Annotated in this window: 25 protein-coding genes and 1 tRNA gene; 12 read left to right on the plus strand and 14 right to left on the minus strand. The window is 67.1% G+C overall.

All coding sequences use genetic code 11. The annotated features are described in order from the left end of the window. Positions 1–7: 7 nt before the first annotated feature. From MMB92_RS01425 to MMB92_RS01440, 4 genes are all read right to left on the minus strand, one after another. Positions 8–697, minus strand: coding sequence for a DUF2848 domain-containing protein (locus tag MMB92_RS01425; protein ID WP_062910018.1), 690 nt, complete (start codon positions 695–697; stop codon positions 8–10). Positions 698–762: 65 nt separating this feature from the next. Further along, positions 763–1,149 carry a hypothetical protein gene (locus MMB92_RS01430; protein ID WP_006490483.1) on the minus strand — a complete coding sequence of 129 codons (387 nt, stop codon included), beginning with the start codon at positions 1,147–1,149 and terminating at the stop codon, positions 763–765. 50 nt (positions 1,150–1,199) lie between these two features. After that, positions 1,200–2,678 (minus strand): 4-hydroxyphenylacetate 3-hydroxylase N-terminal domain-containing protein, encoded by a 1,479-nt coding sequence (locus MMB92_RS01435; protein ID WP_226245107.1) that lies wholly within the window; start codon positions 2,676–2,678, stop codon positions 1,200–1,202. 36 nt (positions 2,679–2,714) lie between these two features. Next, positions 2,715–3,266 carry a flavin reductase family protein gene (locus tag MMB92_RS01440; RefSeq protein WP_226245106.1) on the minus strand — a complete coding sequence of 184 codons (552 nt, stop codon included), beginning with the start codon at positions 3,264–3,266 and terminating at the stop codon, positions 2,715–2,717. Positions 3,267–3,520: 254 nt separating this feature from the next. Here MMB92_RS01440 and MMB92_RS01445 point away from each other — a divergent pair, with 254 nt between their 5' ends. Further along, on the plus strand, positions 3,521–4,732 hold the full coding sequence (locus MMB92_RS01445; RefSeq protein ID WP_212249496.1) for an IscS subfamily cysteine desulfurase: 1,212 nt from the start codon (positions 3,521–3,523) through the stop codon (positions 4,730–4,732). 19 nt (positions 4,733–4,751) lie between these two features. Here MMB92_RS01445 and MMB92_RS01450 read toward each other — a convergent pair whose 3' ends face one another. Next, a complete protein-coding gene (locus MMB92_RS01450; RefSeq protein WP_006490479.1) occupies positions 4,752–5,294 on the minus strand; it encodes a MarR family winged helix-turn-helix transcriptional regulator in 543 nt (180 codons plus the stop codon). 128 nt (positions 5,295–5,422) lie between these two features. On the opposite strand from MMB92_RS01450, the gene MMB92_RS01455 reads away from it, so the two are divergent. Further along, the gene (locus MMB92_RS01455; protein WP_226245105.1) at positions 5,423–6,019 is read left to right on the plus strand and encodes a nuclear transport factor 2 family protein; all 597 of its coding nucleotides are present in this window, start codon (positions 5,423–5,425) and stop codon (positions 6,017–6,019) included. Between the two features lie 12 nt (positions 6,020–6,031). Here MMB92_RS01455 and MMB92_RS01460 read toward each other — a convergent pair whose 3' ends face one another. After that, entirely contained in the window at positions 6,032–6,652 is a 621-nt protein-coding gene (locus MMB92_RS01460) for an SUKH-3 domain-containing protein (RefSeq protein WP_226245104.1), read from the minus strand. Then, the gene (gene rtcR / locus MMB92_RS01465) at positions 6,649–8,265 is read right to left on the minus strand and encodes an RNA repair transcriptional activator RtcR (RefSeq protein WP_277562472.1); all 1,617 of its coding nucleotides are present in this window, start codon (positions 8,263–8,265) and stop codon (positions 6,649–6,651) included. Before rtcR ends, MMB92_RS01460 begins: the two co-directional genes overlap by 4 nt. Positions 8,266–8,603: 338 nt before the next feature. Between rtcR and MMB92_RS01470 the strand changes: the two genes are divergently transcribed. The 6 genes from MMB92_RS01470 to MMB92_RS01495 all read left to right on the plus strand — a co-directional run bounded on the left by MMB92_RS01470 (position 8,604) and on the right by MMB92_RS01495 (position 14,999). Then, positions 8,604–8,676 (plus strand) — tRNA-Phe (locus tag MMB92_RS01470). A gap of 256 nt (positions 8,677–8,932) precedes the next feature. Beyond that, entirely contained in the window at positions 8,933–10,072 is a 1,140-nt protein-coding gene (locus MMB92_RS01475) for a slipin family protein (RefSeq protein ID WP_006496077.1), read from the plus strand. A gap of 61 nt (positions 10,073–10,133) precedes the next feature. Next, positions 10,134–11,363, plus strand: coding sequence for an RtcB family protein (locus tag MMB92_RS01480; protein WP_034203389.1), 1,230 nt, complete (start codon positions 10,134–10,136; stop codon positions 11,361–11,363). Between the two features lie 55 nt (positions 11,364–11,418). After that, positions 11,419–12,234 (plus strand): nucleotidyltransferase domain-containing protein, encoded by an 816-nt coding sequence (locus MMB92_RS01485; RefSeq protein ID WP_069353013.1) that lies wholly within the window; start codon positions 11,419–11,421, stop codon positions 12,232–12,234. Positions 12,235–12,492: 258 nt separating this feature from the next. After that, positions 12,493–13,641 (plus strand): DUF1176 domain-containing protein, encoded by a 1,149-nt coding sequence (locus tag MMB92_RS01490; RefSeq protein ID WP_171984159.1) that lies wholly within the window; start codon positions 12,493–12,495, stop codon positions 13,639–13,641. A 62-nt stretch (positions 13,642–13,703) separates the two neighbouring features. Next, on the plus strand, positions 13,704–14,999 hold the full coding sequence (locus MMB92_RS01495; protein ID WP_226245101.1) for a nitrite reductase: 1,296 nt from the start codon (positions 13,704–13,706) through the stop codon (positions 14,997–14,999). A 36-nt stretch (positions 15,000–15,035) separates the two neighbouring features. Here MMB92_RS01495 and MMB92_RS01500 read toward each other — a convergent pair whose 3' ends face one another. Next, positions 15,036–15,707 (minus strand): O-methyltransferase, encoded by a 672-nt coding sequence (locus MMB92_RS01500; RefSeq protein ID WP_034202698.1) that lies wholly within the window; start codon positions 15,705–15,707, stop codon positions 15,036–15,038. A gap of 149 nt (positions 15,708–15,856) precedes the next feature. On the opposite strand from MMB92_RS01500, the gene MMB92_RS01505 reads away from it, so the two are divergent. Together MMB92_RS01505 and MMB92_RS01510 are read left to right on the plus strand one after the other, a co-directional pair. Then, a complete protein-coding gene (locus MMB92_RS01505; RefSeq protein WP_006496081.1) occupies positions 15,857–17,152 on the plus strand; it encodes an aminotransferase class I/II-fold pyridoxal phosphate-dependent enzyme in 1,296 nt (431 codons plus the stop codon). Between the two features lie 164 nt (positions 17,153–17,316). Then, the gene (locus MMB92_RS01510; RefSeq protein WP_062885339.1) at positions 17,317–18,039 is read left to right on the plus strand and encodes a hypothetical protein; all 723 of its coding nucleotides are present in this window, start codon (positions 17,317–17,319) and stop codon (positions 18,037–18,039) included. Positions 18,040–18,064: 25 nt separating this feature from the next. On the opposite strand, the gene MMB92_RS01515 is transcribed toward MMB92_RS01510, so the two are convergent. Both MMB92_RS01515 and MMB92_RS01520 read right to left on the minus strand, forming a co-directional pair. Then, the gene (locus MMB92_RS01515) at positions 18,065–18,568 is read right to left on the minus strand and encodes a hypothetical protein (RefSeq protein WP_060212990.1); all 504 of its coding nucleotides are present in this window, start codon (positions 18,566–18,568) and stop codon (positions 18,065–18,067) included. A gap of 27 nt (positions 18,569–18,595) precedes the next feature. Further along, positions 18,596–18,871, minus strand: coding sequence for a DUF4148 domain-containing protein (locus tag MMB92_RS01520; protein ID WP_069353016.1), 276 nt, complete (start codon positions 18,869–18,871; stop codon positions 18,596–18,598). Positions 18,872–19,186: 315 nt separating this feature from the next. Here MMB92_RS01520 and MMB92_RS01525 point away from each other — a divergent pair, with 315 nt between their 5' ends. Then, positions 19,187–20,347, plus strand: a complete 1,161-nt coding sequence (locus MMB92_RS01525) for a porin (RefSeq protein WP_060267739.1) — start codon at positions 19,187–19,189, stop codon at positions 20,345–20,347. A 200-nt stretch (positions 20,348–20,547) separates the two neighbouring features. On the opposite strand, the gene MMB92_RS01530 is transcribed toward MMB92_RS01525, so the two are convergent. Continuing rightward, positions 20,548–20,991 (minus strand): hypothetical protein, encoded by a 444-nt coding sequence (locus MMB92_RS01530; RefSeq protein ID WP_226245100.1) that lies wholly within the window; start codon positions 20,989–20,991, stop codon positions 20,548–20,550. A gap of 92 nt (positions 20,992–21,083) precedes the next feature. Here MMB92_RS01530 and MMB92_RS01535 point away from each other — a divergent pair, with 92 nt between their 5' ends. Further along, entirely contained in the window at positions 21,084–21,371 is a 288-nt protein-coding gene (locus tag MMB92_RS01535) for a DUF4148 domain-containing protein (protein ID WP_006490475.1), read from the plus strand. A 79-nt stretch (positions 21,372–21,450) separates the two neighbouring features. Here MMB92_RS01535 and MMB92_RS01540 read toward each other — a convergent pair whose 3' ends face one another. Genes MMB92_RS01540 through MMB92_RS01550 form a run of 3 tightly spaced genes read right to left on the minus strand, consistent with a single transcriptional unit; the run spans position 21,451 to position 26,767 of the window. Further along, positions 21,451–22,875: a heavy metal sensor histidine kinase gene (locus MMB92_RS01540; protein WP_006490474.1), complete on the minus strand. Its 1,425-nt coding sequence runs from the start codon at positions 22,873–22,875 to the stop codon at positions 21,451–21,453. Then, positions 22,872–23,555: a heavy metal response regulator transcription factor IrlR gene (irlR, locus tag MMB92_RS01545; protein ID WP_006490455.1), complete on the minus strand. Its 684-nt coding sequence runs from the start codon at positions 23,553–23,555 to the stop codon at positions 22,872–22,874. Before irlR ends, MMB92_RS01540 begins: the two co-directional genes overlap by 4 nt. Beyond that, complete coding sequence (locus tag MMB92_RS01550) at positions 23,555–26,767, minus strand: CusA/CzcA family heavy metal efflux RND transporter (RefSeq protein ID WP_226245099.1); 3,213 nt, start codon at positions 26,765–26,767, stop codon at positions 23,555–23,557. Before MMB92_RS01550 ends, irlR begins: the two co-directional genes overlap by 1 nt. Between the last annotated feature and the right edge of the window lie 4 nt (positions 26,768–26,771).

Consider the following 26,771-nt stretch of genomic DNA (forward strand, 5'->3'; position numbering starts at 1 on the left):
CGCCGCGTCAGCCCGCCACGGGCAGCGTGTCCACCGCGTACGCATGCCGGATCGTGCGGCCCAGCACCGGGTCTTCCAGCTCGACCTCGAACCGCTCAGCCGGCCGGATGCCGCCGATCGCCGCGAGCGTGCCGCACAGCATCGCGGTGCCGTCCTCGAAGCGGCCGCCATGACGCGCGAATTGCGCGAGCAGATCGTCCGGCGCGCGCATCGCGGTCACGTTGCCTTCTTGATACAGCACGCGCTCGCCGTCGATCGTCGCGTACGCGCGCAACACCAGTCGATCCCAGTGACCGGCCACGTCGTCGAGCTTCCACAGCGTGTTCGCGCACGGCTTGCCGCACATCTGCTTCGACACGGTGATGCCGTACGTCTCGACCTCGCGATCGGTGTGATCGGACGCGATGCCGACGAAGGTCTCGCCGCCGTCGCGCACCAGCGCGAATTCCGCTTCGCCGCTGCTCTGCCCGCCCGCGACCTGGATCGCCGGCGACGGATCGAGGCGATCGGCGGCAACGCGGTAGAACACCGGCGTCGTCGCCGGGCGCCTGACGCCGAGTGCTTCCAGTTCGCGGATATGCTTTTCCATGGCGACCGTATCGCGGCCGGTCCAGCCCGCGATCACGAGCGTGTCGATCGCGATCGCGCGCTCGGTGCGGCCGTCGCGACCGTCGATCGCGAACGTGATGGTTTTCATCGAATGCTCCTCGTCGCGGGCCGCGCGATCCCGCGGGCCCGCTGTCTGTCATTGATCGACCGGGCTCACGCCGGATCGTAATAGTGGATCTCCAGCAGCACGCAGCCGCCGTTCGACTTGAACGGGCCGTGCCATGCGCCGGGCGGGCGCACCGCATACGTGTAGCCCTCGAACGGCGTGCCGCCGTTGCCGTGCTCGTCGTTGCCGACGGTCAAATCGCCTTCGACCAGAAACACCTCTTCCCAGTAGTCGTGCACGAACGGCTTCTGTGTATGCAGCCCCGCCGGCAGGCGCAGCAGGCGCGTGCGGCTGCCGCGCTTGCGCTCGGTGTCGAGCGCGCCGGACAGGATCAGCTCCTGCGCGCCGGACGCCGGGTCATAGCCCTCCGGCAACCGCCAGTCGCGCTGCATGTCCAGCGTGTGGAATTCGTCGTGAAGCTTGTTGATGGCCATCTGTCTCTCCTGATTGCGATAGCGGGTGAAGCGGGTTTCGATGCGGGCGGTCAGGCGGCGCGCGGCGTCGACCGTTCCTGGTTCAGCGAATAGCTGCCGAGCATCGAATCGACCAGATGCGACGCGCGCTGCCAGTCGTACGTGCGATACGCATGGCCCTTCGTGACGAACGACGCGCCGGCATAGAACAGTTCGTACTGGTTGTGGCGCGACGCGAATTCGGAACCGACCGCGTCCCACGCGAGCTTGAAGAACTTCACGCGATCCTCGGACGAGCACACCGGCGACTTCTGCGTCTTCTCGATGATGCGCAGCAGGTCGGGGTTCTCGAAATCGCGCACGCTGGACGGCAGCATGATCATTCCGCCGCCGGCGAGCTCGCGCAACGTGTTGAGCACTTTCGAATAGAGTTGCTGCGTGACGACCTGCGAGCCGTACAGCATGTTGCGGTCGGGCACGTAGAAGCCGTTGACGACCGTGCCCTTCGCTTCCATTCCGTAGACCCACGCCTCGACCATCGATGCTTCGGCCGCGAGCTGGCCCAGCGTCTCGCGCACCTGCGGGAACGCGTTCGTGCCGTTGACCTCGGAGATCTTCAGGCCGAGCCCGACGAGAAAGCGCAGCTTCGTCATCAGGCGCACCTGGCATTGATAGTTCTGGTACACGTGCGCGGGTGTCGCGTGGAACTGCTTCGCGCACATCGCGGTATTGCCGGCGACGAAGATCCGCTCCCACGGCACCTTCACGTCGTCGAAATACAGCACCGCGTCGTTCTCGTCGAAGCGGCTCGACAGCGGGTTGTCGAACACCGACGTCGCGTGCTCCTCGTACGACTTGCGCGACATGATCTTCATGCCCTTCGCGTTCATCGGCACCGCGAACGACAGCGCATACATCTCGTCGCCTTCGCGCAGCGGCTGGATGCAGCTGCAGAACACCTCGTTCGCCATGATCCCGCTGGTCGCGAGCATCTTCGCGCCGCGCACCGTGATGCCTTCGGCATCCTGATCGACGATGCCGACCGCGAGGTACTTGTCCTCCTGCTCGTGCGCGGTCTTCGACTGGTTCGCCTGCGGATTCACGATCACGTAGGTCAAAAACAGGTCGTTGTCGCGTGCATAACGGTAGTAGTCGCGCAGCGCGCCGGCGCGCGCCGGGTCGTATTGCTCGAACACGTCGGCGCCCATGTACATGCCGGAGAGGCACGACGCGACGTGGTCGGGCGAGCGGCCCATGAAGCCGTAATGCAGCTCCGACCACGCTTCCAGCGCGGCACGGCGCTCGACGAGTTCGTCATAGGACGTCGGCAGTTGCCAGATCCGGCTGACGCGATTGCCGGAGTCGGGCGACACGAACGTCATCTTCTCGACGTTTTCGTTCTCCGCCTGATAGTCGTACAGGCTCGCGTAGCTGCGGATCGAATTGCGGAATGCCGCGTGCGCGGTCACGTCGCCGACCGGCTGGCCGTTCAGGTAGACCTGCCGCCCGTCGCGCAGCGACGCGATGTGCTGAGTGCCGTTCTTGATCATGATGCCCTCCTGGGTGGAATGAATCGTGGGTTGCGTTCACATGGCCGACGCGTACGCGCCGTCGAGCGCGCGGTAGCGTCCGCCGAAGAAGATCAGCGGACGCCCGTCCGGGCGCGCGCGGTGCCGCATCACGCGGCCGACGAAGATCACGTGGTCGCCGCCGTCGTATTGCGCATACGGTTCGCATTCGAACGTCGCGAGTGCATCGGGTAGCAGCACGCCGCCGCCACCGTCGCCGGCCGCGCCGCCGCGCCAGCCCCACTTGTCGCCGTTCGCTTTCGCGAAGCAGTTCGACAGGTGCTGCTGCGTCTCGTCGAGCACGTTGACCGCGTAGCCATCCGCGCCGGCCAGCTCGCCGAGGCTCAGGCTGCGACGGTCGACCGAAAACAGGATCAGCGGCGGGTCCAGCGACACCGAATTGAACGACGCGACCGTGATACCGATCGGCATCCCCTCCTTGCGCGGGGCGGTAATCACCGCGACGCCCGTCGCGAACATCGACAGTGCGGCCCGGAAGCGCCGCTGCTCGTCGGCATCCGCGCCGGTTCCGGCATGGTTCTCGCTCATCTCGTCCTCCATGGGTTGCATTGCCGGATTCCGCCGAGGAATCCGCATCAACAAAGCACCGTTAATTAGCTTTGTTATTTAGATTTTATTAAATGTAAACACAAACCCCAGTTCAAGATGTCGTAAACCCTGATCTTGAAAGCTTTGTTTGAAAGACAACCCTACTCGCGGGATGGATGTTGCACGGCGCGCACGAATGTCCACGTACACTGCGGCAACCGTATTCCCCGGCGCTCGCGACCCATGCGAGACGCCGCCTTCCGGAGCCCCTTTCGATGCAATCCCGTCCGATCTACATGGACTACAGCGCGACGACGCCGGTCGATCCGCGCGTGGTCGCCAAGATGGTGCCGTTCCTGCACGAGCAGTTCGGCAACCCCGCCTCACGCAGCCACGCCTACGGCTGGGATGCCGAGCACGCCGTCGAGGAAGCGCGCGCGCACGTCGCCGCGCTGCTCGGCGCCGATCCGCGCGAAATCGTGTGGACATCCGGCGCGACCGAAGGCAACAACCTCGCGATCAAGGGCGCCGCGCACTTCTATCAAGGCAAGGGCAAGCATCTCGTGACGGTGAAGACCGAGCACAAGGCCGTGCTCGATACGTGTCGTGAACTCGAACGCCAGGGTTTCGACGTCACGTACCTCGACGTGCGCGAAGACGGCCTGCTCGACCTCGATGCGTTGCAGCAGGCGCTGCGCGCCGACACGATCCTGGTGTCGGTGATGCTCGCGAACAACGAAACGGGCGTGATCCAGCCGGTGGCCGAAATCGGTGCGCTGTGCCGCGCGCGCGGCATCGTGTTTCATTGCGATGCGGTGCAGGCGGCCGGCAAGATTCCGGTGGACGTGAATGCGCTGAACGTCGACCTGCTGACGGTGACCGCGCACAAGGTGTACGGCCCGAAGGGGATCGGCGCGCTGTACGTGCGCCGCAAGCCGCGCGTGCGCCTCGAAGCGCAGATGCACGGCGGCGGCCACGAACGCGGGATGCGCTCCGGCACGCTGCCGACCCACCAGATCGTCGGGATGGGCGAAGCGTTCCGGCTCGCGAAGGAAGAAATGGCGGACGAAAGCCGCCGCGTCGGCGCGTTGCGCGACCGGCTGCTGGCCGGCCTGTCGACGCTCGACGAGGTTTACGTGAACGGCGACCTCGCGCGCCGGATTCCGCACAACCTGAACGTCAGCTTCAATTTCGTCGAAGGCGAATCGCTGATCATGGGGATCAAGGGCGTCGCGGTGTCGTCAGGCTCCGCGTGCACGTCGGCGTCGCTGGAGCCGTCGTATGTGCTGCGCGCGCTCGGCCGCAGCGACGAGCTCGCGCACAGCTCGATCCGCTTCACGCTCGGCCGCTTCACGACCGAAGCCGAGGTCGACAGCGTGATCGCGCAGGTGCGCGACACGGTCGGCAAGCTGCGCGAATTGAGCCCGCTGTGGGACATGCATCTCGAAGGGGTCGACCTGGATACGATCGAGTGGGCCGCGCACTGAGCGCGGCGGCCGGCGCGCGTCAGCCTTTTTCCTGGCGCGCGATCATGTGCGCGAGATCGAGCGTCGCGCGATCGCCGTTGGTGACGAGGCGGTCGATCACCGAGCAAAGCGCCTTGAACTCGGTTTTCGTCACGCCTTCGAACAGCACGTTGTTGATGCGTTGCTGCGTATCGGCGAGCGCTTTCAGCAGCTTCGAGCCGGCCGGCGTGACCGTGAGCCGCATCTTGCGCTTGTCGTCGGGGTCCGCGCGTTTGTCGATCAGGCCGAGTTTCTTCAGCTTGCCGGTCTCGATCGTGACGAACGCGCCGCTCAGGTGCAGATGATCGGCGAGGCGGTTGACGGTCACGACGTCGTCGTGCGACAGATGGGCGACCGACACGAGCAATGAATACTGGATGCCGGTGAGGCCGATCAACGAGCCGAAACCGTCGCGCACCGACAGCAGGCGCGCCGCGAACGGCAGCAGCCCGTTGATCAGGTGGCGGAATTCCGTGTCCGTGCCGTCGATCAGGCAGGCCGGGTTGGTAATGGTCAGAACGGACTCCTCTTGCTGCTTGGCCATGACGTCGACGCTCCGTGCGGTCATGCGAATTTAGCTTTGAAACGAAATTATACGGCAAAGGCACCTGCGGCCTCGGCCAACCCGGCCGCCCGCATGCGGCCCGATTTCCCCTATCAGGAGGTTCGCGCATGCCCTTCCCGCTTCATCCCGCCACGGTTCGCGCGCTGCTCGAATGCTATCTGCGCGCGAAGGACCTGAACCAGGCCGCGCTGATCGCCGACTGCTTCGCGGCCCATGCCGAGCTGAGCTTTTCGCTCGCCAGCGACGACATCGACTTTCCGCCGCGCGTGACCGGTGTGACGGCCATTGCGCATACGCTGGTCGAGGCATTCGGCGAGCGGTTCGAGCAGTGCCGGACCTACTACGTCTGCGCGCAGCCGCCCGTCGACGAGCACAGCGTCAGCCGCATGCCGTGGCTCGTCGTGATGCGACAGAAGGACAACGGCGCACTGCGGATCGGACATGGCACGTACCGCTGGCAGTTCGCCGTCGACGGCGCAAACGACGACGTTGCGCGGGTTGCCGCGCTGCACATTCATATCGCGCGGATGGATACGATCGACGATCCGCAGTCGTTGAAACTCGCGCGGCTGCAGGCGGCGTTCGGGTATCCGTGGCTGCCGGCGCACGCGTTCGCGCGCGGGCTCGCGGACGTCGCGGCGGCGCATCCGGATTGGGCATTCCTGGCGCCGTTCGAGCAGGCGGCCGCGTCGGCCATCGACTGACGCCCCGCTGCATCACGGCGCCGCGCGCGATCCCTCAGCCAGCAGCTGCGCGGCGGTCATGACACGCGGGTCGTCGCCCGTCAGATGCGCGCCGTAATAGGCGATCGACGCCTGCTCGTCGAGCAACAGCGGAATCGCGACCCGCCCGAGCAGCGCGCGTTCGATCGCGTCGCCGAACGTGAATCCCGCCAGATAGACGCCGTCCATCACGCAATTCGTCGTGAATACGCGGCCCTGCGCATCGACATAAAACTCGACGTAGCCGAGATCGTCCTCGGCGATTCCGATCATCGTCGTGTCGAGCGCCCGCTCCCACGCGGCAATCTGTTCATCCTGACGCTCCAGTGCGCGAAACGCGATGCCCATCGGCGCGCAGGTCTCCCCGCTGCGCCGGGCCGGCTCCGCCCCCACGATCAACGTGCCGAATTCGCGCAGGATCATATCGCCCGGATGTTCGCCGTCGCGGGCCGATAGACGGCCGTCGGCAGGGCCGCGCCACCCGGCCGCGACAAACAGCGGCCTGACCGTCAACGGAATCTCGATCACGAAAATGCTCCTGAAGTTACCGCATACGATACGACACGCGCGAACACTCTCCGCAGCGCGGACAGCATGCGCCGCGCTCGCCCTCACACACCGTCGAGCGCGCGCCGCACACCGTCCCAATCGAGCCCGAACCGCGCGAGATACTTGCGCAGCCGGTCCGCGTCGTTCGGCCGCTTCTTGCTCTGCCGCGATACCGCGAACAGCGTGCGCCCGGCTTCCGACAGGCTCGCCGACGTGCGGCACACGTCGAGCACGCGTTCGAGCTGCGCACGGTCGAACAGGTCGAGTTCCGCCGCGCGCGCACCGAACACCGCGTCGACGCACGCATCGGATGCCCCCGTGCCCCCCGGCGGCGACCACGTGCGCGTCAGCCGCTCGACTTCCTGCTCGGCGAGCGCCTCGGTAATGCGCCCCGCATCGGCCAGCGTCGCCATCCGGGTGACCGACGCCGACAACTCGCGGAAGTTGCCGGCCCACGTCGCGCGCGGCGAGGCCGCGAACGCGAGATAGCGCCGCTTCGCCTCGACGTTGAACCGCACCTGCTCGCCCTGCTCGCGACCGAACCGGTCGAGCTCGAATTCGAGGTTCGGCTCGATGTCCTCGCGGCGCTCGGCCAGCCCCGGCAATTCATAGGTCCAGAGGTTGATCCGCGCATAGAGGTCCTCGCGGAACGTGCCGGCCGCCACCATCTGCCGCAGATCGCGGTGCGTGCCCGCGATCAGTTCGAAATCGCTGGTCGCCTCGACGTCCGCGCCGACCGGCAGGAAGCGCTTCTCCTCGATCGCCTTCAGCAGCATCGCCTGTTCGTCGAGCCCGAGTTCGCCGATCTCGTCGAGAAACAGCAGCCCGCCGTCCGCCGCGCGCAGCAGCCCCGCGCGCGCCGACTGCGCCCCTGTGAACGCGCCCTTCACGTGACCGAACAGCGTCGACATCGCCGCGTCGCCGCGCAGCGTCGCGCAGTTGATCTCGATGAACGGCCCCGCGAGCCGATGCCGGCCGCGCTTCAGCTCGTACACGCGCTTCGCGAGAAACGACTTGCCGGCCCCCGTCGGCCCGACCAGCAGCATCGGCGCGCGCGAACGCACCGCCACGCGCTCGAGTTGCTCGATCAGCGCATTGAAGCGCGCGTTGCGCGTCGCGATGCCGGCCTTCAGGAACGACACCGTTTCGTCGCGCTCGCGCGTGAAGCGCTGCGCGATCCGGTTGTAGCGCGACAGGTCGAGATCGATCACCGAGATCGTGCCCGGCCCGCTCGGCCCTTCGTCGGTTCGCTGCGGCGGCCCCGTCTGCACGAGGCGCGCGGGCAGGTAGCGCGCTTCCGCGAGCAGGAACCAGCAGATCTGCGCGACGTGCGTGCCGGTCGTGATGTGGATCAGGTAATCCTCGTGTTCGAGGTCGAACGGATACGCGCGTGCGTAATCGTGCAGCGTCGCATAGACCTCCTCGAAATCCCACGGATCGTGGAGCGTGACCGGCGTGAGCCGCACATCGGTGTGCGGTGACACGCGCGCGAGATCGTCCCGCACCTGGTTGGCGAGACGCGTGTAGTCCAGCGAATGCAGCAGTTCGAGCCGGTCGATCGGCAGGTCGGGCTGCTCGCACAGCGAAATCGTCGGCCGCCATTTGCGGTAACGGCGCGGCGCGCGGCCGCCTTGGTCGAGCACCGTGCCGAGAAAACCGATCGCGACGGTTTTGCGCATGTTTATCTCATGAGATAAGAAGCGATCTGATTGTATCGGATATTCATGACCGCGAGGTGCCGACAGTGTCGATGCCGGACACTGAAAAACAGACAATTCTCTTTTGACTTCAACGAGTTGCGAGATTTCAAGAAGCGCCGGCCGCTCCCTGGCACGCTCCTCGCTAAATAAAAGACGCCGGATGTCCCGCTGGCCCACGAGCCAGGGTTCGACAAGCCCTGCTGGTGCGCCGCCGCCGAACCTCGTTCGTCGCGGTAGCGCATGCCGCCATGGACAGACGAAGGCAACGGGGCGCGCGCCAGGATGCCTCGCCCGGTTTCGAATCCCGGGGCGCCCATTGTTCGAAAGCTCAGCCAGGTGGAGCAGCCGGCGAAAGCCGGCCGGTGGCGGGTTCGAATCCCGCTCGAACGCTGTCCGCAAGGACGGTCTCGTATGAAGGCAGTACCCGCCGGTGCGGGCCGACAGGCCCGCCGCGCGTCGGACCGGTTGCGGTTCCGCGCGATCGGCCGGGCGGCCGCACGGCCCGCGCGAAGGCGCACGACGACGCAATGCAGCAGGCGTCGCCATGCGTTTCGACGCCGGCCGGCGCGCCGCCCGCCCGATTGCGTCGCCCCGCGATCCGCACGATGCGCGTTACCCGGCGGCCATTGAAGAAAAGGACAAAAATATGTGGAAGCGTCATGTGGTGAAAAAGAACGAACGCGCGCTGCTGATGAGCGAGGGCGACTTCGTGAAGGTGCTGGAACCGGGCGTGTTCAAGGCCTTCGATCCGTTCAAGCGCCTGTCGGTGCAGACCGCGCGTCTCGACGCGCCGCTCGCCGACGACGCGCTGGCCGACTACCTGCGTCACGACGCACCGGACGTGCTCGCGCGGTATTTCGTCGCGATGGATCTCGCCGACGACGAAGCCGGCCTGCGCTACGAAGACGACGTGCTCGTCGAGATTCTGGCGCCCGGCACGCGCCGGCTGTACTGGCGCGGCCTGACCGCGCATCGGCTGGAGCGCATCGACCTCGCGCAGGACAGCATGCTGCCTGCGGCGCTGGTGAAGCGCATCGCGCAACCGTCGCTGCGTGCGCGCGGCGTGGCGGGGCTGACGGGCGTGCTCCTGGCGCAGGTGCCGGCGTACCACGTCGGCGTGCTGAAGGTCGACGGCAAGATCGAGCGACTGCTGGACGCGGGTGCGTCGGCGTTCTGGCGCTTCAACCGCGACGTCGCGGTCGAGCTGGTCGATCTGCGCTTGCAGGCGATCGAGGTCGGCGGGCAGGAAATCCTGACGCGCGACAAGGTCGCGCTGCGGCTGAACCTGTCGGCGACGTGGCGCTATGCGGACGTGCTGCATGCGTTCGGCCAGTTGCAGAAGCCGGTCGAACACCTGTACCGCGAGTTGCAGTTCGCGCTGCGTTCGGCGGTCGGCACGCGCTCGCTCGACGAGCTGCTGGAGGACAAGCAGTCGCTCGACGAGGTCGTGATCGCGCAGGTGCGCGCCCGTCTCGACGGTTCGGGCGTGGACGTGCGCAGCGTCGGCGTGAAGGATATCGTGCTGCCGGGCGACATGAAGACGATCCTCGCGCAGGTGGTCGAAGCGGAGAAATCCGCGCAGGCGAACGTGATTCGCCGCCGCGAGGAAACGGCGGCCACGCGTTCGCTGCTGAACACCGCGAAGGTGATGGAAGAAAACCCGACCGCGCTGCGGCTCAAGGAGCTGGAAACGCTCGAGCGCGTCGCGGAACGGATCGACCGCATCTCGGTGTTCGGCGGTCTCGACCAGGTGCTGAACGGGCTCGTCAGCATCAAGGGCACGTAATGCAGGTTCCGGCGCGATGCAGATGTGTCGCGCCGGTCCCGAAATGAATCAGGTGAAGCAAATGACCGACATGGACATGGATTATCAGGTGATGGAACTGGCGAACGGCAAGCCGGTGAAGATGTGGACGCAAGGCGTCGCCGTCGAGGACGAAGCGCGCGCGCAACTGCGCAACACCGCGCAGATGCCGTTCATCTTCGGCCACGTCGCGGTGATGCCGGACGTGCACCTCGGCAAGGGCTCGACGATCGGCAGCGTGATTCCGACGAAGGGCGCGATCATCCCGGCCGCGGTCGGCGTCGACATCGGCTGCGGAATGATGGCCGCGCGCACGACGCTGACGGCGGCCGACCTGCCCGATTCGCTTGGCGGGCTGCGCAGCGCGATCGAACGCGCGGTGCCGCACGGCCGCGCGCCGGGCCGGCGCGACCCGGGCGCATGGGGCGATCGCACGCCGGCCGCCGTGACCGACGCGTGGAAATCGCTGCAGCCGGGCTTTCAGCGCATCGTCGACAAGTATCCGAAGCTGGCAAAGACGAACCACTACGCGCATCTCGGCACGCTCGGCACCGGCAACCACTTCATCGAAGTGTGCATCGACGAGGCGGACCGCGTGTGGTTCATGCTGCACAGCGGCTCACGCGGCGTCGGCAATGCGATCGGCAGCCTGTTCATCGAACTCGCGCAGGCCGACATGCGACAACACATTGCGAACCTGCCCGACCGTAATCTCGCGTACTTCACCGAAGGCAGCCAGCACTTCGACGATTACGTCGAGGCGGTCGGCTGGGCGCAGGACTACGCGCGGCGCAACCGGCAGGCGATGATGGACGCGGTGATCGGCGCGGCGCGCGGCGTGATCGGCACACCGTTCTCGGTCGACGCGCATGCGGTGAACTGCCACCACAACTACGTGCAGCGCGAACGCCACTTCGGCGAAGACGTGCTCGTCACGCGCAAGGGCGCGGTGTCCGCGCAGAAGGGGCAGCTCGGGATCATTCCGGGTTCGATGGGCGCGAAGAGCTTCATCGTGCGCGGGCTCGGCAACCCGGAAAGCTTCTGCTCGTGCAGCCACGGCGCGGGCCGGACGATGAGCCGTACCGAAGCGAAGCGCCGCTTCACTGCCGACGATCAGGCGAAGGCGACGCAGGGCGTCGAATGCCGGAAGGACGCGGGCGTCGTCGACGAAATCCCGATGGCCTACAAGGACATCGACGCGGTGATGGCGGCCCAGCGCAGCCTCGTCGAAGTGGTGCATACGCTGCGCCAGGTGGTGTGCGTGAAGGGATAGCGCGGTGTGCGGCCGAGGGCCAGCGGCCGCGCACAACGAAAGGAAAACGACAACGATGAAAACCGACAACGCAATGACGACCGTGCGCAGCGCGCATCCGATCGACCCGGCGGTGCGGGCACGCGTGATGGCGGAGCTCGCGGAAGTCGAACGCCGCCATGATGTATGCGTGCTGTTCGCGTGCGAATCGGGCAGCCGCGGCTGGGGATTCGCTTCGCCGGACAGCGATTACGACGTACGCTTCGTGTACGCCCACCGGCGCGACTGGTACTTGAGCGTCGAACCGCAACGCGACGTGATCGAGCGGCCGCTCGACGACGAGCTCGACGTCAGCGGCTGGGAATTGCGCAAGGCGTTGCAACTGCTGCGACGCTCGAATCCGACGCTGCTCGAATGGCTCGACTCGCCCGTCGTGTATCGCGAAGATGCGCGCTGGGCGCCGCGGCTCAGATCGCTGGCATCGGCGTTCTTCTCGCCGGTACGCGGGCGTCATCACTACCTCGCGATGGCGAAGAAAAATTTTCGCGGCTATCTGCAAGGCGACACGGTGCGTTACAAGAAGTACCTGTACGTACTGCGTCCGCTGCTCGCGGTGCGCTGGATCGACATGGGGCTCGGCATGCCGCCGATGCGCTTCGTCGATCTCGTCGACGGGACCGTGCACGAGCCGACGGTGCGCGCGGAGCTCGATGCGCTGCTCGCGCTGAAGATGAGCGCGAACGAAGGCGAATACGGGCCGCGCCGGCCGGCGATCCACGCGCTGGTCGAGACGATGCTCGCCGATGCCGAACACGATCGCGAATACAAGCGGCCGTGGGGCGACGTGGCGATGCTCGACGCGTTCCTGCGCGACGTGGTCGACGGCCGATGAAAAGTGAACGGCGCGATGCCTGCGGGGATCGCGCCATTTTTGCATCCGCGCTCGTCCGATCGATGCAGGCGAGCAACGACCGTGCCCGCGTACGACGTGTCGTCGCAACGATCGCAACCCATCGCGGCGGTATACTCGATGCCGTTCGGCACAGCGCGCCGCCGCATGCGCCGCAGCCTTCGACCTGCCCCGCCTGCTGACGATGCGCTTGCAATCCGACATCTTCCGCCCGTCCATCCACAGTCGATACGAACCGTCATGTCGCACCGCCTTTCGCTCGCCATCGCCGCCCTCCTCGCCGTTTCCCCGTTCGTTGCCGAGGCCCGCCCGCTCGCGCGGCCGCCGGTCGAACGCGACTTCAAGAACTGGTCGGTCGTTTGCGACAACGGCAACCGCTGCATTGCCGAAAGCCACGCGGACGATATCGATGATGCACGCACCCGCCTCATCCTGCGCGTGACGCGCGATGCCGGCCCGGACGCGCCAGCCTCGCTCGACATCTATGCGTCGGCGCCGCTGGACCTGCGCAGCGCACGCGTGGATGGTCGTCCGTTCGATGCAATGGCGGCCCGATGGCATGCGTTCGGCGGCAAACCGGCCGATGACGACGCGCACCCGTTCCGGATCCGGACCAACGATCCGGCAACGGTCGCCGCATGGCTCACCGCGTCGCGCAATGCGCAACTGCTGAGCTTCGGCGATCCGGCGTCGGCCCAAACCGCCCGCACGCCGTTGACGGGATTGAGTGCGGCGCTGCTGTTGATCGACGACACGCAGGGCCGTGTCGGCACCGTCACGGCGTTGCTGCGCCCGGGCACCCGGCCGGCGTCGGCGGTGCCCGTCGCACCGGCACTCCCCCCCGCCGTCACGCCGGCCCCGGCCGTCGCAAACCTGTCGGCCGCGGAGCAACGGCCGCTCGTCGATGCGGTGCTCGCGAAGTTCGGCGGCGACGTGAAGCAATGTGCGACCGATGTCGAAGACGAAATGCCGGCGAACGATCGCAGGAAGGCGTCGACTGCCGTGGCGGTCTCCGCCGACGAAGCGCTGGTCGCGATACCGTGCCAGACCAGCAGCCTGTATAACCACACCGACCTGTGGTATCGCGTGCGGCGAACCGCGCCCTACTCGCCGACGGCGATGAATTTCGGCGAGAACGCGAACGCGGGACTCGATTCGGCGTCGTTCGCAAACGAACTGACCGACGCCGGCTACGATCCCGCCAGCGCGACGCTGTCGAGCAAGGTCAGACTGCGCAGTGCCGGCGATTGCGGCTCGACCGCATCGTGGATCTTCGACGGCCGGCACTTCGTGCTCAGCGATATCGCCACGCACGGCACTTGCAACGGCTTGTTCGACGATCAGTGGCCACGCCTGTATCGACGGGCCGATGCGAGCGGAAGCCGCTGACGCACGTATCGCACCGAAACACGCCGGCAGACATAACCCATAACGAACCGAGGGGCCGAACCATGCATCACCCGTTCATCGCCGCGTCGCGCCACGCGGCCGCGACGCGGCGTACGCGCGAGCGGCGCAGCGCGCTTGCGTTCGCGCTGATCGCCATCACCGCATTCGCGTCGACGCCGGTGCGCGCGGCAAACGCCGACGAGTCGGTCGAGATCCCGTTCTGGTCGCGTGACTGGGCCGGCACGATCGGCAACCGGCACGTCGAAGTCTCGTTGTCGCGCGTCGGCGACACGGTATCGGGCTGGTACTGCTACGCGCCATGCACGTCCGACAAACGCTATCGGCTCGCATTGAAGGGAACGCTCGACGCGCACGGTGCGACGCTGTCGGAACGGGATAGCGGCGCGAAAGCCGACGCCGATCGCGTAACGGGCAAGTGGCGCGTCGCTTCTCTCGACGATGCGGTAACCGGCACGTGGACCGCACCGGACGGCAAGCGCACCTTCCCTGTCTCGCTCGCGCAGAAGCACGACGGCAGAGCGTTTCCCTACGACATCCGCCTCGTCGCCGACCATCTGCCGGACGATGGCGGTTCGTGCACCGACGCGCCTGAAGTCACCGCAATCCGCCTGTACGACCACGGCCGCCTCGTCCAGACGCTAAAGACCGATTCGCGGGGCACCTGCAACCTGTTCACGCCGGATTTCGCCGACGTGAACTTCGATGGCTGGCCCGACTTGATGCTCGCGCAATCGATGGGGGCCGGTCCGAACATCCCGTACCAGACGTGGATCTTCAACCCGACAACGCGGCGCTTCGCCGATGCGCCGCAGGGACTGCAAGACATCACGTCGCCGGATTTCGATCCGGTGCACCGGATCGTCTGGACGAGCTGGCGCGCGAGCTGCTGCGAGCACGGCGTGACGACCTACCGCTGGCAGGGCAACGACGTGAAGGAGGTCGACTCGGCGAGCAGCTACTTGCTGCCCGTGCTCGACGGAAACACGCGTCGCTATTGCTACATCGTGCCCGGCTACGGCAACGGCCATATCGAGTATCCGCAACGCATCGAGCAGACCGATACCGGGCTGCGCTCGACGCTGGGCGCGCTGAAGGACTGCGAGGCGGGCGATTCGCCTCAGATGTCGCGGGTGTATATCGACATCTGGAAGCCGGGCGCGCCGGGTGGCGCCCCGACGCTCGTGCGTACCGAAAGGGTCGCCTGGAAACGGACGTCGACGCGCGCCGGCATGAAGTTCTGCCCGGACGTGCCGTTCTACGACAACGGCCGCATCCGCCGCATCCTGTTGCGCGACGATCCCGACCAGTGCAGCGACTCGAATCCCGACGAGAACTAGTGTGCGGCGCGCCCGCAAGGGCGCACCGGCGTCACTTCACGCGGCGCCCACGATCGAGATCGAGAACCCGTCCCAGCCCTTCTGCCCGACCGTCTGCACGGCGGTCGTCATGAGCGCCGGCTCGGCCGCGAGCCGCGCGAACCCGGCGCGCACGCCGGCCACGTCCGGCTCGCGATTGTCCGGATCGACCACGCGCCCGTTGCGCACGACGTTGTCGACGACGATCACCGTGCCGGGCCGCGACAGCTTCAGCGCCGCATCGAGATAGACGGCGTTGTTGTCCTTGTCCGCATCGATGAAGATGAAGTCGAACGGCGCCTCGCCCGTGTCGATGAGCCGCGCAAGACTGTCCTTCGCGCTGCCGACCACCACCGACACGACCTGCGCGAATCCGGCGCGCGCGATGTTCTGCGTCGCGACCTTCGCGTGTGCGGGGTTCAGCTCGAGCGTCACGAGCGCGCCGCCCGGCGGCAACGCGCGCGCCAGCCAGATCGTGCTGTAGCCGCCGAGCGTGCCGACCTCGAGAATCCGCCGCGCGCCGCGGATCGTCGCGAGCAGCTGCAACAGCTTGCCCTGGTTCGGCGCGACGTTGATCGCCGGCAGCCCGGCCGCGTCGCTCGCCGCCAGCGCGGCGTCGAGTACGGCGTCGGAAGGCACGAGCGTCGCCGAGAAATACGCATCCACCTGGTTCCACCGATCCTGATCCATCTCGCACCTTTCGTCTGCGGAAAAGGGCATTCTATGCGCCGCGCCTCCATAAGCAACCCACCATTCGTTCTAAGGGCAGCCGCGCACGTGCTCCTATAATCGCCGGACGGCAGGACCCCTCGACCTTCACAACAACAAACGGAGCACCCATGACCGATCAGGCCAAGCCGAACTGGCGCCTCGAAACCATCGCCGTGCACGGCGGTTATCGTCCCGACCCGACCACGCGCGCGGTCGCCGTCCCGATCTACCAGACCGTTGCGTACGCATTCGACGACACGCAGCACGGCGCCGACCTGTTCGACCTGAAGGTCCAGGGCAACATCTACACGCGGATCATGAACCCGACGACGGACGTGCTCGAGCAGCGGATCGCCGCGCTCGAGGGCGGCATCGGCGCGCTCGCGCTCGCGTCGGGGCAAGCCGCCGTCACGTACGCGATCCAGACGATCGCCGAAGCCGGCGACAACATCGTGTCCGCGAGTTCGCTGTATGGCGGCACCTACAACCTGTTCGCGCACACGCTGCCGCAATACGGGATCGCCACGCGTTTCGCCGACCCGCGCGACCCCGCGTCGTTCGAACCGCTGATCGACGCACGCACGAAGGCGATCTTCGCGGAATCGGTCGGCAACCCGCTCGGCAACGTCACCGACATCGCCGCGCTTGCGGCAGTCGCGCATCGCCACGGCATCCCGCTGATCGTCGACAACACGGTGCCGTCGCCGTACCTGCTGCGCCCGTTCGAGCACGGCGCGGACATCGTCGTGCACTCGCTGACGAAGTATCTCGGCGGGCACGGCACGAGCCTCGGCGGCGCGATCGTCGATTCGGGCAAGTTCCCGTGGGCCGACCACGCGGACCGCTTCAAGCGGCTGAACGAGCCGGACGTCAGCTATCACGGCGTCGTCTATACCGAAGCGTTCGGGCCGGCCGCGTATATCGGCCGCGCCCGCGTGGTGCCGCTGCGCAACATGGGCGCGGCGATTTCGCCGTTCAACGCGTTCCAGATCCTGCAGGGAATCGAGACGCTCGCGCTGCGTATCGAACGTATCAGCGACAACGCGCTGAAGATCGCGCAGCATCTCGCGCGCCACGAGCACGTCGAATGGGTGAACTATGCGGGCTTGCCCGATCATCCCGATCATCCGCTCGTCGCGCGCTACCTGTCGGGCCGCGCGCCGGGCATCCTGACGTTCGGCGTGAAGGGCGGCCGCGACGGCGGCGCGAAGTTCCAGGATGCGCTGAAGCTGTTCACGCGGCTCGTCAACATCGGCGATACGAAGTCGCTCGCGACGCACCCGGCCTCGACCACGCATCGTCAGTTGTCGCCGACCGAACTCGCGAAGGCCGGCGTGAAAGAAGAAACGGTGCGGCTGTCGATCGGCATCGAGCATATCGACGACCTGCTCGCCGATCTCGACCAGGCACTCGCGCAGCTTTGACCGGAACGGGCGCGCCGGCCGCTTGCCGGTGCGTCCGCATCAAACCGCTTGACTCTGGAGCGGCTTCAAGGTGTTCAATCCCCGGTTGATGCCGGGGCGATGCCCGGTGTGTACGATCGTGCGACGCAGCGCCCGCTGCGCCACGCCAACCGCTGAGAGGCCTCATGACACCGACCGCGAAGCTCGCGCTGCTCACGTTACCGCCCGTGCTGGCGGCCTGTTTCGGCGCCCTCGCGGCCGCGTGGCGCGCGCCCGGCGCGAAAACGTCGAGCGTGATCCAGCATTTCACCGGCGGCATCGTGTTCGCGGCCGCCGCGCTCGAACTGCTGCCGCAGGACCGCGCACATGCGCTGTTTCCGGTCGTCGTCGGCTTCGTGCTGGGCCTTGCGCTGATGCTGGCGATCCGCGCGCTGTCGGGCGCGATCGAGACGCGCTTCGAGACGGCGCGGTTGCCGGTGAGCCTGATCATCGTCACCGCGATCGACCTCGTCGTCGACGGCCTGGTGCTCGGCATCGCCTTTTCCGCGAGCGACGAAAGCGGCATCATCCTGACCGTCGCGCTGACGCTCGAGGTGCTGTTCCTCGCGCTGTCGGTCAGCGCGGCGCTGGCCGCGGCCGGCATCGGCCGCTTGCTGTCGATCGTCGTGCCGGTCGCGCTCGCGGCGCTGCTGAGCGTCGCGGCCGTGGCCGGCAATGCGGCGTTCGCCGGGCTGCCGGCGAATATCTATGCGGCGCTGCTGGGGCTCGGCACGGTCGCGCTGTTGTACCTCGTCACCGAGGAACTGCTGGTCGAAGCGCACGAAGTGCCCGAGACACCGTTCGCGACGGCTGCGTTCTTCATCGGCTTCATCGTGTTCTTCCTGATCGAAGGATCGGTGAAAGCCTGACGCGCCGCGCTCGACGGCGCGACGGCTACCAGGTCGTCGCGCCGGTCGGATAGGTATCGACGATCCGCGTGCCGTTGACCGGCGTGACACCCGCGTTGCGCAGCGCGGTCCACAGATCGATCGCATGTTCGCGCGATTTGCGGCTGCCGTCGTCGGTCAGCACGTTCAGCGCGACCACTTCGTCGCGCGTGGTCAGTTGCAGTTGTTCCTTCAGCTTGCGTGACTGATGCGATGCGGTGCGAACGTCGCCAAGCACGATCGCCTTCGCCGCGACGGTCGACTCGTCGCCGGCATCGGCCGGCACGAACGTCAGCCGGCCGTTGGCGACTTCGCATTGCCCACGCGTGAACGTCGCAGTCCACGCGCCGGCCGGCACGGCCGCGAACTCGCAACGCATCCGCTCGTTCGCGCGGCTGCCGGCGTCGTGCGCCGGCGCGTGCGACAGCGCGCGTTCCGGCCAGCCTGCCGCCATCGCGGCCGTCGACATCAGGCATGCCGCCAGCACGATTCCCTTCGCGACATTGCGCATCGAGCTCTCCTTTCCGTCGATCAACGTTCAAAGCACCGCGAAGCGGTTGTCGTGTGCATCGACCATCGGCATCTTCTCGCCGCGATGAACGGTCGCGCGATGAATCTCCTGATTGCGCGCGACGGCGGCCGGACTCGCCGGATAGTCGTGATTCGGGCTCGGAATCACGCCGTCGTGACGCGCGCGCACCAGTTCCCGAATCACTTCCTGACGGCTCTTCGGCTGCGCGGCCACGGCTTGGGAGAACGCTGCAATCGACAGCGCGGCGGCGGCAATGACGATCATCGGACGCGGGATGTTCATGTTGGGGCTCCTTGCTGGAATGCCGTGACTGGAGCCTTCACTTTGATCCCGCGGCGGTGCGGATCCGTGATCGCCTGATGACGGTTTCGTCATCGTTCACGCATCTTTCACATCGCAGTGCGAATGAAATTCACCGCACGTTTCAGCGCGCATGACATTGCGATGACATTTTTCTCATTTGTCCCTCACCGTCACGATCCGAACGCTTTCCAGAATCGCCACCGCAATCGCGATATTCCGGCCCGTCGCGACACAGGTTCGGCGCCGGCATCGAACGATGCACGAAACGATCATCTTGAACTTCAGGGACACACCATGAAAACTCCGGTTCGACTCGTCATGATGTCAGGGGCGCTGCTGACGACCGCGCATGCGGCGCAGGCAACGGAAGTCACGCTGTACGGCCTGTTCGATACGTCGCTGACGGTCGTGTGGAACGCCGATGCGCAGGGCAAGAACCTCGTCGGCCTCGGCAACGGCAACCTGCTCGGCAACCGCTTCGGCGTGAAAGGCGCGGAGGATCTCGGCGGCGGGCTGAAGGCGATCTTCACGCTGGAAAACGGCTTCAACCCGAACACCGGCGCGCTCGGGCAAGGCAACCGGATGTTCGGTCGGCAAGCGTTCGTCGGGCTGGAAAGCGCGCGCTGGGGGACGCTGACGCTCGGCCGCCAGTACGACGCGCTCGCCGATGTCGCGTGGCCGATCACCGGCGATTTCTACTTCGGCAGCGTGTACGCGACACCCGGCGACGTCGACAACTACGACACGTCGTCGCGCACCGACAACGCGGTGAAGTACACGTCGCCCGTGGTCGGCGGCTTCCAGTTCGTCGGCATGTACGCGCTCGGCGGTGTGGCCGGCAAGAGCGGCGCCGGCCAAACCTGGTCGGCCGGCCTGTCGTACAACCATGGCCCGTTCGACGCGGCGGGCGGCTACTACTATGCGGCCAACCGCGCCTCGCTCGCCAACGGCGTCCGGACCGGCTGGAACGGCACGTCGGACGGCACGTTCGACGGGTCGCTGGTCAACGGCGGCTACCTCTCCGCGAAGTCGATCGGCATCGCACGCGGCGCGTTGCGCTACACCTTCGCGCCGTTCACGGTCGGTATCGACTACAGCAATGCGCAGTACAAGGCCGATGCGATGTCGGCCTTTCGCAGCACGCAGAAATACGACACCGCGCGCGGGTTCTTCAACTATCAGGCAACCGCGAGCCTGCTCGTCGGCGTCGGCTACAGCTACACGAAGGCCCGCGGCGATACGAGCGCGACCTACCATCAGGTGTCCGCCGGCGCCGACTACGTGCTGTCGAAGCGCACCGATCTCTATGCGGTCGGCGCGTGGCAGCGCGCGAACGGCGAACAGCGTACGCCCGACGGCGGCACGCAGGCGGCCCAGGCGTCGATCGGCTCGTACGGCTACGGCGGCACGCGTACGCAGGGCATCCTCAATCTCGGGTTGCGCCACCGGTTCTGACTGCGACAGCCAACCTTGCGCGCTGCGTGACGAAAATTTCATGTTCCGATCAGGTTCGCGATGCGTCGCATCGCTACGATCGGAACGGTAGCGGGCCCTGCCCGTTTCCGTCCACGCAGCGGGTCGCTGCCGCACGGCACGATCACGCATTAGGCCCGGGCTCGTCGAGTACCGGGCTCTTTTTTACGCGGATCCGACGATCACGGCGCTGAATTGAGCCGCGGGTACACGCACGGATGCGTTTTCACATACAGGTTCGGATTGCCGCAGCGATGCCCGGCATAGTCGATTTGCTCGCCCGGCGTCAGATCGGCCGGCGCGGGCTTGCGCGCGGCAGCAGGGGGGGTGACCGTGGCGCCGGAACGTGTCGATGCGCAACCCGAGAACAACGGGACGATCAGGACTGCGATCAAGGCGAGGCGAATGGCGGGACGATGCAATTTTCGGTCCGGAATGAAGGTCTGAACGACGCCGTCCGCGCTCGATGCTGCTGGCGCGACCGGCACGAACGCCGCCGGCGCGGTCGGCCAGCGGCAGGCTTCATGTTCCGCTTCCCGCTCATCGCACCCATGACGCGAACATGACGGTTGCGTCATGTCGTTCGAGACCGCATGACGCGTTCTTGCCTCCGCAATCTGACGCATTTTTCATCTCGCGATCACGATCACGCACGGCTGCTTTCGCATACTGGGTCCATGGTTCGCCGCCCGGCGGCCCAGATCAAGGAGAGCACTCGATGAAAACGGCAAAACTCGCAGCACTGTTCGTCACCGCCACGCTGTCGCTCGGCATGGCCACCCAGGCGGCGTTCGCCCAGACGCAACCGCAAGGCAAGTCCCGCGCGCAGGTCGTCAACGAACTGAAGCAGGCGCAGCACGACGGCGTCGTGCCGACGAGCAAGACGCAGTACCCGCCGACCGGCGAGATCGTCGCGCGCAACAAGGAGCTTCACGGGATTTCGGTGCATGGCGGCGAGAAGAAGCCGCAGACCGACAATCACGACAACCTGACCGCGAAGCAATGATGACCGGCCACATGGCCGCGGGCAGCGCGCCGCGCGCGGCCCTCTTGCGGCAAACGCGCGGGCGTAGCCGCCCGCGCTGTCAGGTGCTGATGGCGGCCGGCCGTTGCGGTTCGGCCGGCCGGCGCGGAAAGCGCAGCCAGAAGGTCGTGCGGCGGCCCGGCTCGCTGTCGACGCCGCATTCGCCGCCGTGATTGTCCATGATCGACCGGACGATCGCGAGGCCGAGCCCCGTGCCCGACGCCGAATTGTGCCGCGACGGATCGACGCGATAAAAGCGCTCGAAAATCCGCCCGGCATGTTCCGCGGCGATGCCGGGCCCCGTATCCGACACGGCGATCGTCGTCGCGCCGCCCTGCTCGACGCAGTCGATCGTCACGACGCTGCCGCGCGGCGCATAGGTCAGCGCATTCGACAGCAGGTTGCTCAACGCGCGCTGGTACAGCGTCAGGTCCGCATCGACCCACGCGTGGCCGTCGACCTTCACCGTCACGCCCTCGTCTTCCGCCAGCGGCTCGTAGTAGCCGGCCACGCGCTCCGCCTCCTCCGCTGCATTCAGGCGCCGCACGCTGATCGACGTGCCGGCCTGCTCCGAACGCGCGAGAAACAGCATGTCCTCGATCATCCGCGACAGCCGCTGGTATTCGTCGATGCTCGACTCGATCACGCTCCGGTATTCGTCCGCGCCGCGCGGCTGCGACAGCACGACTTGCGCGGCCGCCTGCAGGTTCGTCAGCGGCGTGCGCATGTCGTGCGCGAGGTTCGACGAGAACTGGCTCAGCCGCGTGAACGATTCGTTCAGCCGCGCGAGCATCCCGTTGAACGCGTGCTCGAGCTCCTTCAGCTCGCCTGACGTATCGAGTTCCGGCAGCGGATGCGCGAGCCGGCTCGTCGACATCTGCTCCGCGCGCGCCGCGAACCGCCGCAGCGGGCTCAGCCCGAGCGCCGCGATGCCATAGGCGATCACGGCCGCGAGCACCACGCCGAACACCTCGATCACGACGATCGTATAAGCATGCGTGCGCAACAGCAGCACGTCGGCGCTGCGATCGTACTGCACGGCGACGCGCACCACGGGCGCACCGGCGCCGGCCAGCGGCACGGTCGTCAGCAGATACTGGTGCCGCGCGGCCGGCGGCGCGACGCCGACCGGCACGCGGCCCGCGTTCATCGACATCAGCGGCGCATACGGACGAAAGCCGGGCGTGCCGACGAGGCGCGTACCGGCGGCATCGAAGATCGCGAGATCCATGTTCGGATGACCGTGCAACTGGTCGATCCAGATATCGGTGTTGCGCGCGACGTCGGCCGTCGTGCGCGCCTCGGCCAGGTGCGCCCCCAGGGCGGCGGAAATGCCGGCCATCTGCTCGGCCGCCGTCGTTTCGACGCGGTTGCTCAGCGCCTCGTACAGCGCGACGCCGCTCGACGCGAGGATCACCGACGTCGACAGGATGATCAGCGCGGTCAGGCGGCCGCGTAGCGTCCGCGGCAGCAGGCGCGCGATCATGCGGCCGCGCCGCCGCGCGCTTCGAGCACGTAGCCCATGCCGCGCACCGTGTGGATCAGCTTCGGTTCGTACGCGTCGTCGATCTTCGAGCGCAGCCGGCGGATCGCCGAATCGACGACGTTCGTGTCGCTGTTGAAATTCATGTCCCACACCTGCGACGCGATCGTCGCGCGCGGCAGGATCTCGCCTTCGCGGCGCATCAGCAGCCACAGCAGCGCGAATTCCTTCGCGGTCAGCAGGATCGTGTCGCCCTGCCGCGTGGCCTTGCGGCGCGTCAGGTCGAGTTCGAGATCGGCCACGCGCAGCGTGTTCGAGTCGCGCGGCTGGCCGCGCCGCAGGATCGACTTGATGCGTGCGGTCAGCTCGACGAAGTCGAACGGCTTCGCGAGATAGTCGTCCGCGCCAAGTTCGAGCCCCTTCACGCGATCGCCGACGTCGTCGCGCGCGGTGAGGAACAGCACGGGCGTCGACTTGCTGCGCCGCAGGTTCTGCAGCAGCGTCCAGCCGTCCTGCCCGGGCAGCATCACGTCGAGCACGAGCAGGTCGTACTCCTCCGTTTCGGCCTGGTGCTGGCCCGTGATGCCGTCCTCGACCCAGTCGACGACGTAGCCGGCCTCGGTCAGGCCCTTGCGCAGATACGCGCCCGTCTTCGGTTCATCCTCGACAATCAGAATTCGCATCACGCATTACCCTTGAAGAAACCCAGCCGGCGCAGCACGCCCGCGCCGAAGCCGCCACGCAACGCCGCGCGCCACGACACCGCATGGCTGACCCGGTACAGCACCGGCAGCACCAGCAGCGTCAGCGCCGTGGACGACAGGATACCGCCGATCACGACCGTCGCAAGCGGACGCTGCACTTCGGCGCCGGTGCCGGTCGCGAACGCCATCGGCAGGAAGCCGAGCGACGCGACCAGCGCGGTCATCAGTACGGGGCGCAGCCGCGTGAGCGCGCCGTCGTGCACCGCGGCGTCGAGCGGCATCCCTTCGTCGCGCAGGTTGCGGATGAACGAGATCATCACGAGACCGTTGAGCACGGCCACGCCGGACAGCGCGATGAAGCCGACCGCCGCCGTGATCGACAGCGGAATTCCGCGCAGCCACAGCGACACGACGCCGCCGCTCAGCGCGAACGGAATGCCGGTGAACACCAGCAGCCCGTCCTTCACGTTGTTGAACATCACGAACAGCAGCACGAACACCATGAACAGCGCGAGCGGCACGACGAGCTTCAGGCGCTCGCTCGCGCTCTGCAACTGCTCGAACTGGCCGCCCCACGACACCCAGTAGCCGGCCGGCACGCGCACGTCCTGCTGCAACTGCTCGCGCGCATCGGCGACGAACGAGCCGACGTCGCGACCGCGCACGTTCGCGCTGACCACCACCCGGCGCTTGCCGTCCTCGCGGCTGATCTGGTTCGGGCCCGGCGCCACGTCGATCGTCGCAAGCTCCGCGAGCGGCACGTACGGCGCCGCCGCGAGCGGTGCGCTGGCGCCGGCGGCCGGCGCGGGCAGCGCGATCGGCAGCCGCTTGATCGCCTCGATGTCGGAGCGCAGCTCGTCGGGCAGCCGCACGACGATGTCGAAGCGACGGTCGCCCTGGAACAGCGTGCCGGCCTTCTGCCCGCCGACGGCCGCGGCCACCGAATCCTGCAGGTCGGCCACGCTCACGCCGTAGCGCGCGAGCTTGTCGCGGTCGAGGTTGACGGTCAACACCGGCAGGCCCGTGGTCTGCTCGACCTTCACCTCCGACGCGCCCGGCACCTTCTGCAACGCGGCCGCGATCTGCTCGCCGGTCTGGTTCAGCACGGCCATGTCGTCGCCGAAGATCTTCACGGCGACGTCGCTGCGCACGCCGGAGATCAGTTCGTTGAAGCGCAGCTGGATCGGCTGCGAGAATTCGTATGCGTTGCCCGGCAGCTCGGCGAGCGCTTCCTCGATCTCGCGCACGAGCTGGTCGCGCGGCTTCTTCGGGTCGGGCCACCGGTCGGCCGGCTTCAGCATGATGTAGCCGTCCGACAGGTTCGGCGGCATCGGGTCGGCCGCGATCTCGGCCGTGCCGGTACGGGCGAACACGCGCTCGATCTCCGGGAAGCGCGCCTTCAGCGTCTTCTCGATCGCCTTCTGCATCTCGATCGACTGCGACAGGCTCGTGCCGGGAATCCGCAGCGCGGACACGGCCAGATCGCCCTCGTTGAGGCTCGGGATGAATTCGCTGCCGAGCCGCGTCGCGAGCCCGAGCGTGACCAGCACGATCGCGCCCGCGCCGATCATCACGCGCGTCGGGCGCGTCATGAACGCGGCGAGCACCGGTTCGTACGCGCGCCGCGCCCAGCCCATCAGCCGGTTCTCCTTCTCCTCGACCCGCTCGCCGATGAACAACGCGACGGCCGCCGGAATGAACGTGACGGTCAGCACCATCGCGGCGGCGAGCGCCATCACGACGGTCGTCGCCATCGGATGGAACATCTTTCCTTCCACGCCGGTCAGCGCGAAGATCGGCAGGTACACGACCATGATGATCAGTTGCCCGAAGATCAGCGCGCGGCGCGCCTCCTGCGACGCGCCGAACACTTCGGCAAAACGCTCGTCGCGCGTGAGCGGCCGCCCGGCCGCCGACTGCGCATGCGCGAGCCGCCGCACGCAGTTCTCGACGATCACCACCGCGCCGTCGACGATGATCCCGAAGTCGAGCGCGCCGAGGCTCATCAGGTTCGCGCTCACCTTCGCGTTGACCATCCCGGTGAAGGTCATCAGCATCGACAGCGGAATCACGAGCGCGGTGATCAGCGCCGCGCGGATGTTGCCGAGGAACAGGAACAGCACGGCGATCACGAGCACCGCGCCTTCGAGCAGGTTCTTCTTCACCGTCGCGACGGCCTTCTCGACGAGCACCGTGCGGTCGTACACCGGAATCGCCTTCACGCCGGCCGGCAGCGTGCGGTTCACGTCCTCCATCTTCGCCGCGACGGCCTTCGACACCGTGCGGCTGTTCTCGCCCATCAGCATGAACACCGTGCCGAGCACGACTTCCTCGCCGTTCGACGTCGCGGCGCCGGTGCGCAGTTCGCGACCGATATCGACCACGCCGACGTCCTTCATCCGCACCGGCACGCCGCCGACGTTGGTCAGCACGATGTTCGCGATGTCGTCGACGGTGCGCGCCTGGCCCGGCACGCGCACCAGATACTGCTCGCCGCGCTTTTCGATGTAGCCGGCGCCGACGTTGTCGTTGTTGCGCTCCAGCGCGCGCACGACGTCGGCGAGCGTCAGCCCGTACGACATCAGCTTCGCCGGATTCGGCGCGACGCGATATTCCTTCACGTAGCCGCCGATCGAGTTCACCTCGGTCACGCCGCGCACGTTGCGCAACTGCGGCCGCACGACCCAGTCCTGCAGCTCGCGCAGGTCGGCCGCCGTATAGCGCGTGCCGTCGGGCTTGCGCGCGTCGGCGTCGGCCTCGACGGTCCACAGGTAGATCTCGCCGAGGCCGGTCGAGGTCGGCCCCATCGCGGGCGCGATGCCGGCCGGCAGCTTGTCCTTCGCTTCCTGGATGCGCTCGTTGACGAGTTGCCGCGCGAAGTAGATGTCGGTGCCGTCCTTGAAGATCACGGTGACCTGCGACAGCCCGTAGCGCGAGATCGAGCGCGCCTGTTCCAGCCCCGGCAGCCCGGCCATCACGGTCTCGACCGGATACGTGATGCGCTGCTCGGCCTCGAGCGGCGAGTAGCCGGGCGCGGACGTGTTGATCTGCACCTGCACGTTGGTGATGTCGGGCACGGCGTCGATCGGCAGCCGCTGGTAGCTGAACACGCCCAGCGCGGCCACGGCCGCGATCGCCAGCATCACGAGCCAGCGGTGCGCAATCGCGAAGCGGATCAGGCGCTCAAACATGTCG

The sequence above is a fragment of the Burkholderia sp. IO2 genome (assembly GCF_029522185.1).
Lineage (GTDB): Bacteria > Pseudomonadota > Gammaproteobacteria > Burkholderiales > Burkholderiaceae > Burkholderia > Burkholderia cenocepacia.

Excerpts from the sequence above, each read along its gene's own strand:
- rtcR (WP_277562472.1), bottom strand. The coding sequence starts at position 8,265 with ATGCGCAAAACCGTCGCGATCGGTTTTCTCGGCACGGTGCTCGACCAA.
- MMB92_RS01525 (WP_060267739.1), top strand. The coding sequence starts at position 19,187 with ATGAAAACTCCGGTTCGACTCGTCATGATGTCAGGGGCGCTGCTGACG.
- MMB92_RS01490 (WP_171984159.1), top strand. The coding sequence starts at position 12,493 with ATGTCGCACCGCCTTTCGCTCGCCATCGCCGCCCTCCTCGCCGTTTCC.
- MMB92_RS01480 (WP_034203389.1), top strand. The coding sequence starts at position 10,134 with ATGACCGACATGGACATGGATTATCAGGTGATGGAACTGGCGAACGGC.
- MMB92_RS01540 (WP_006490474.1), bottom strand. The coding sequence starts at position 22,875 with ATGATCGCGCGCCTGCTGCCGCGGACGCTACGCGGCCGCCTGACCGCG.
- MMB92_RS01440 (WP_226245106.1), bottom strand. The coding sequence starts at position 3,266 with ATGCAACCCATGGAGGACGAGATGAGCGAGAACCATGCCGGAACCGGC.
- MMB92_RS01515 (WP_060212990.1), bottom strand. The coding sequence starts at position 18,568 with ATGCGCAATGTCGCGAAGGGAATCGTGCTGGCGGCATGCCTGATGTCG.
- MMB92_RS01550 (WP_226245099.1), bottom strand. The coding sequence starts at position 26,767 with ATGTTTGAGCGCCTGATCCGCTTCGCGATTGCGCACCGCTGGCTCGTG.
- MMB92_RS01485 (WP_069353013.1), top strand. The coding sequence starts at position 11,419 with ATGAAAACCGACAACGCAATGACGACCGTGCGCAGCGCGCATCCGATC.
- irlR (WP_006490455.1), bottom strand. The coding sequence starts at position 23,555 with ATGCGAATTCTGATTGTCGAGGATGAACCGAAGACGGGCGCGTATCTG.
- MMB92_RS01435 (WP_226245107.1), bottom strand. The coding sequence starts at position 2,678 with ATGATCAAGAACGGCACTCAGCACATCGCGTCGCTGCGCGACGGGCGG.
- MMB92_RS01530 (WP_226245100.1), bottom strand. The coding sequence starts at position 20,991 with ATGCGTCAGATTGCGGAGGCAAGAACGCGTCATGCGGTCTCGAACGAC.
- MMB92_RS01510 (WP_062885339.1), top strand. The coding sequence starts at position 17,317 with ATGACACCGACCGCGAAGCTCGCGCTGCTCACGTTACCGCCCGTGCTG.
- MMB92_RS01520 (WP_069353016.1), bottom strand. The coding sequence starts at position 18,871 with ATGAACATCCCGCGTCCGATGATCGTCATTGCCGCCGCCGCGCTGTCG.
- MMB92_RS01450 (WP_006490479.1), bottom strand. The coding sequence starts at position 5,294 with ATGGCCAAGCAGCAAGAGGAGTCCGTTCTGACCATTACCAACCCGGCC.
- MMB92_RS01445 (WP_212249496.1), top strand. The coding sequence starts at position 3,521 with ATGCAATCCCGTCCGATCTACATGGACTACAGCGCGACGACGCCGGTC.
- MMB92_RS01475 (WP_006496077.1), top strand. The coding sequence starts at position 8,933 with ATGTGGAAGCGTCATGTGGTGAAAAAGAACGAACGCGCGCTGCTGATG.
- MMB92_RS01505 (WP_006496081.1), top strand. The coding sequence starts at position 15,857 with ATGACCGATCAGGCCAAGCCGAACTGGCGCCTCGAAACCATCGCCGTG.
- MMB92_RS01430 (WP_006490483.1), bottom strand. The coding sequence starts at position 1,149 with ATGGCCATCAACAAGCTTCACGACGAATTCCACACGCTGGACATGCAG.
- MMB92_RS01425 (WP_062910018.1), bottom strand. The coding sequence starts at position 697 with ATGAAAACCATCACGTTCGCGATCGACGGTCGCGACGGCCGCACCGAG.
- MMB92_RS01535 (WP_006490475.1), top strand. The coding sequence starts at position 21,084 with ATGAAAACGGCAAAACTCGCAGCACTGTTCGTCACCGCCACGCTGTCG.
- MMB92_RS01455 (WP_226245105.1), top strand. The coding sequence starts at position 5,423 with ATGCCCTTCCCGCTTCATCCCGCCACGGTTCGCGCGCTGCTCGAATGC.
- MMB92_RS01500 (WP_034202698.1), bottom strand. The coding sequence starts at position 15,707 with ATGGATCAGGATCGGTGGAACCAGGTGGATGCGTATTTCTCGGCGACG.
- MMB92_RS01495 (WP_226245101.1), top strand. The coding sequence starts at position 13,704 with ATGCATCACCCGTTCATCGCCGCGTCGCGCCACGCGGCCGCGACGCGG.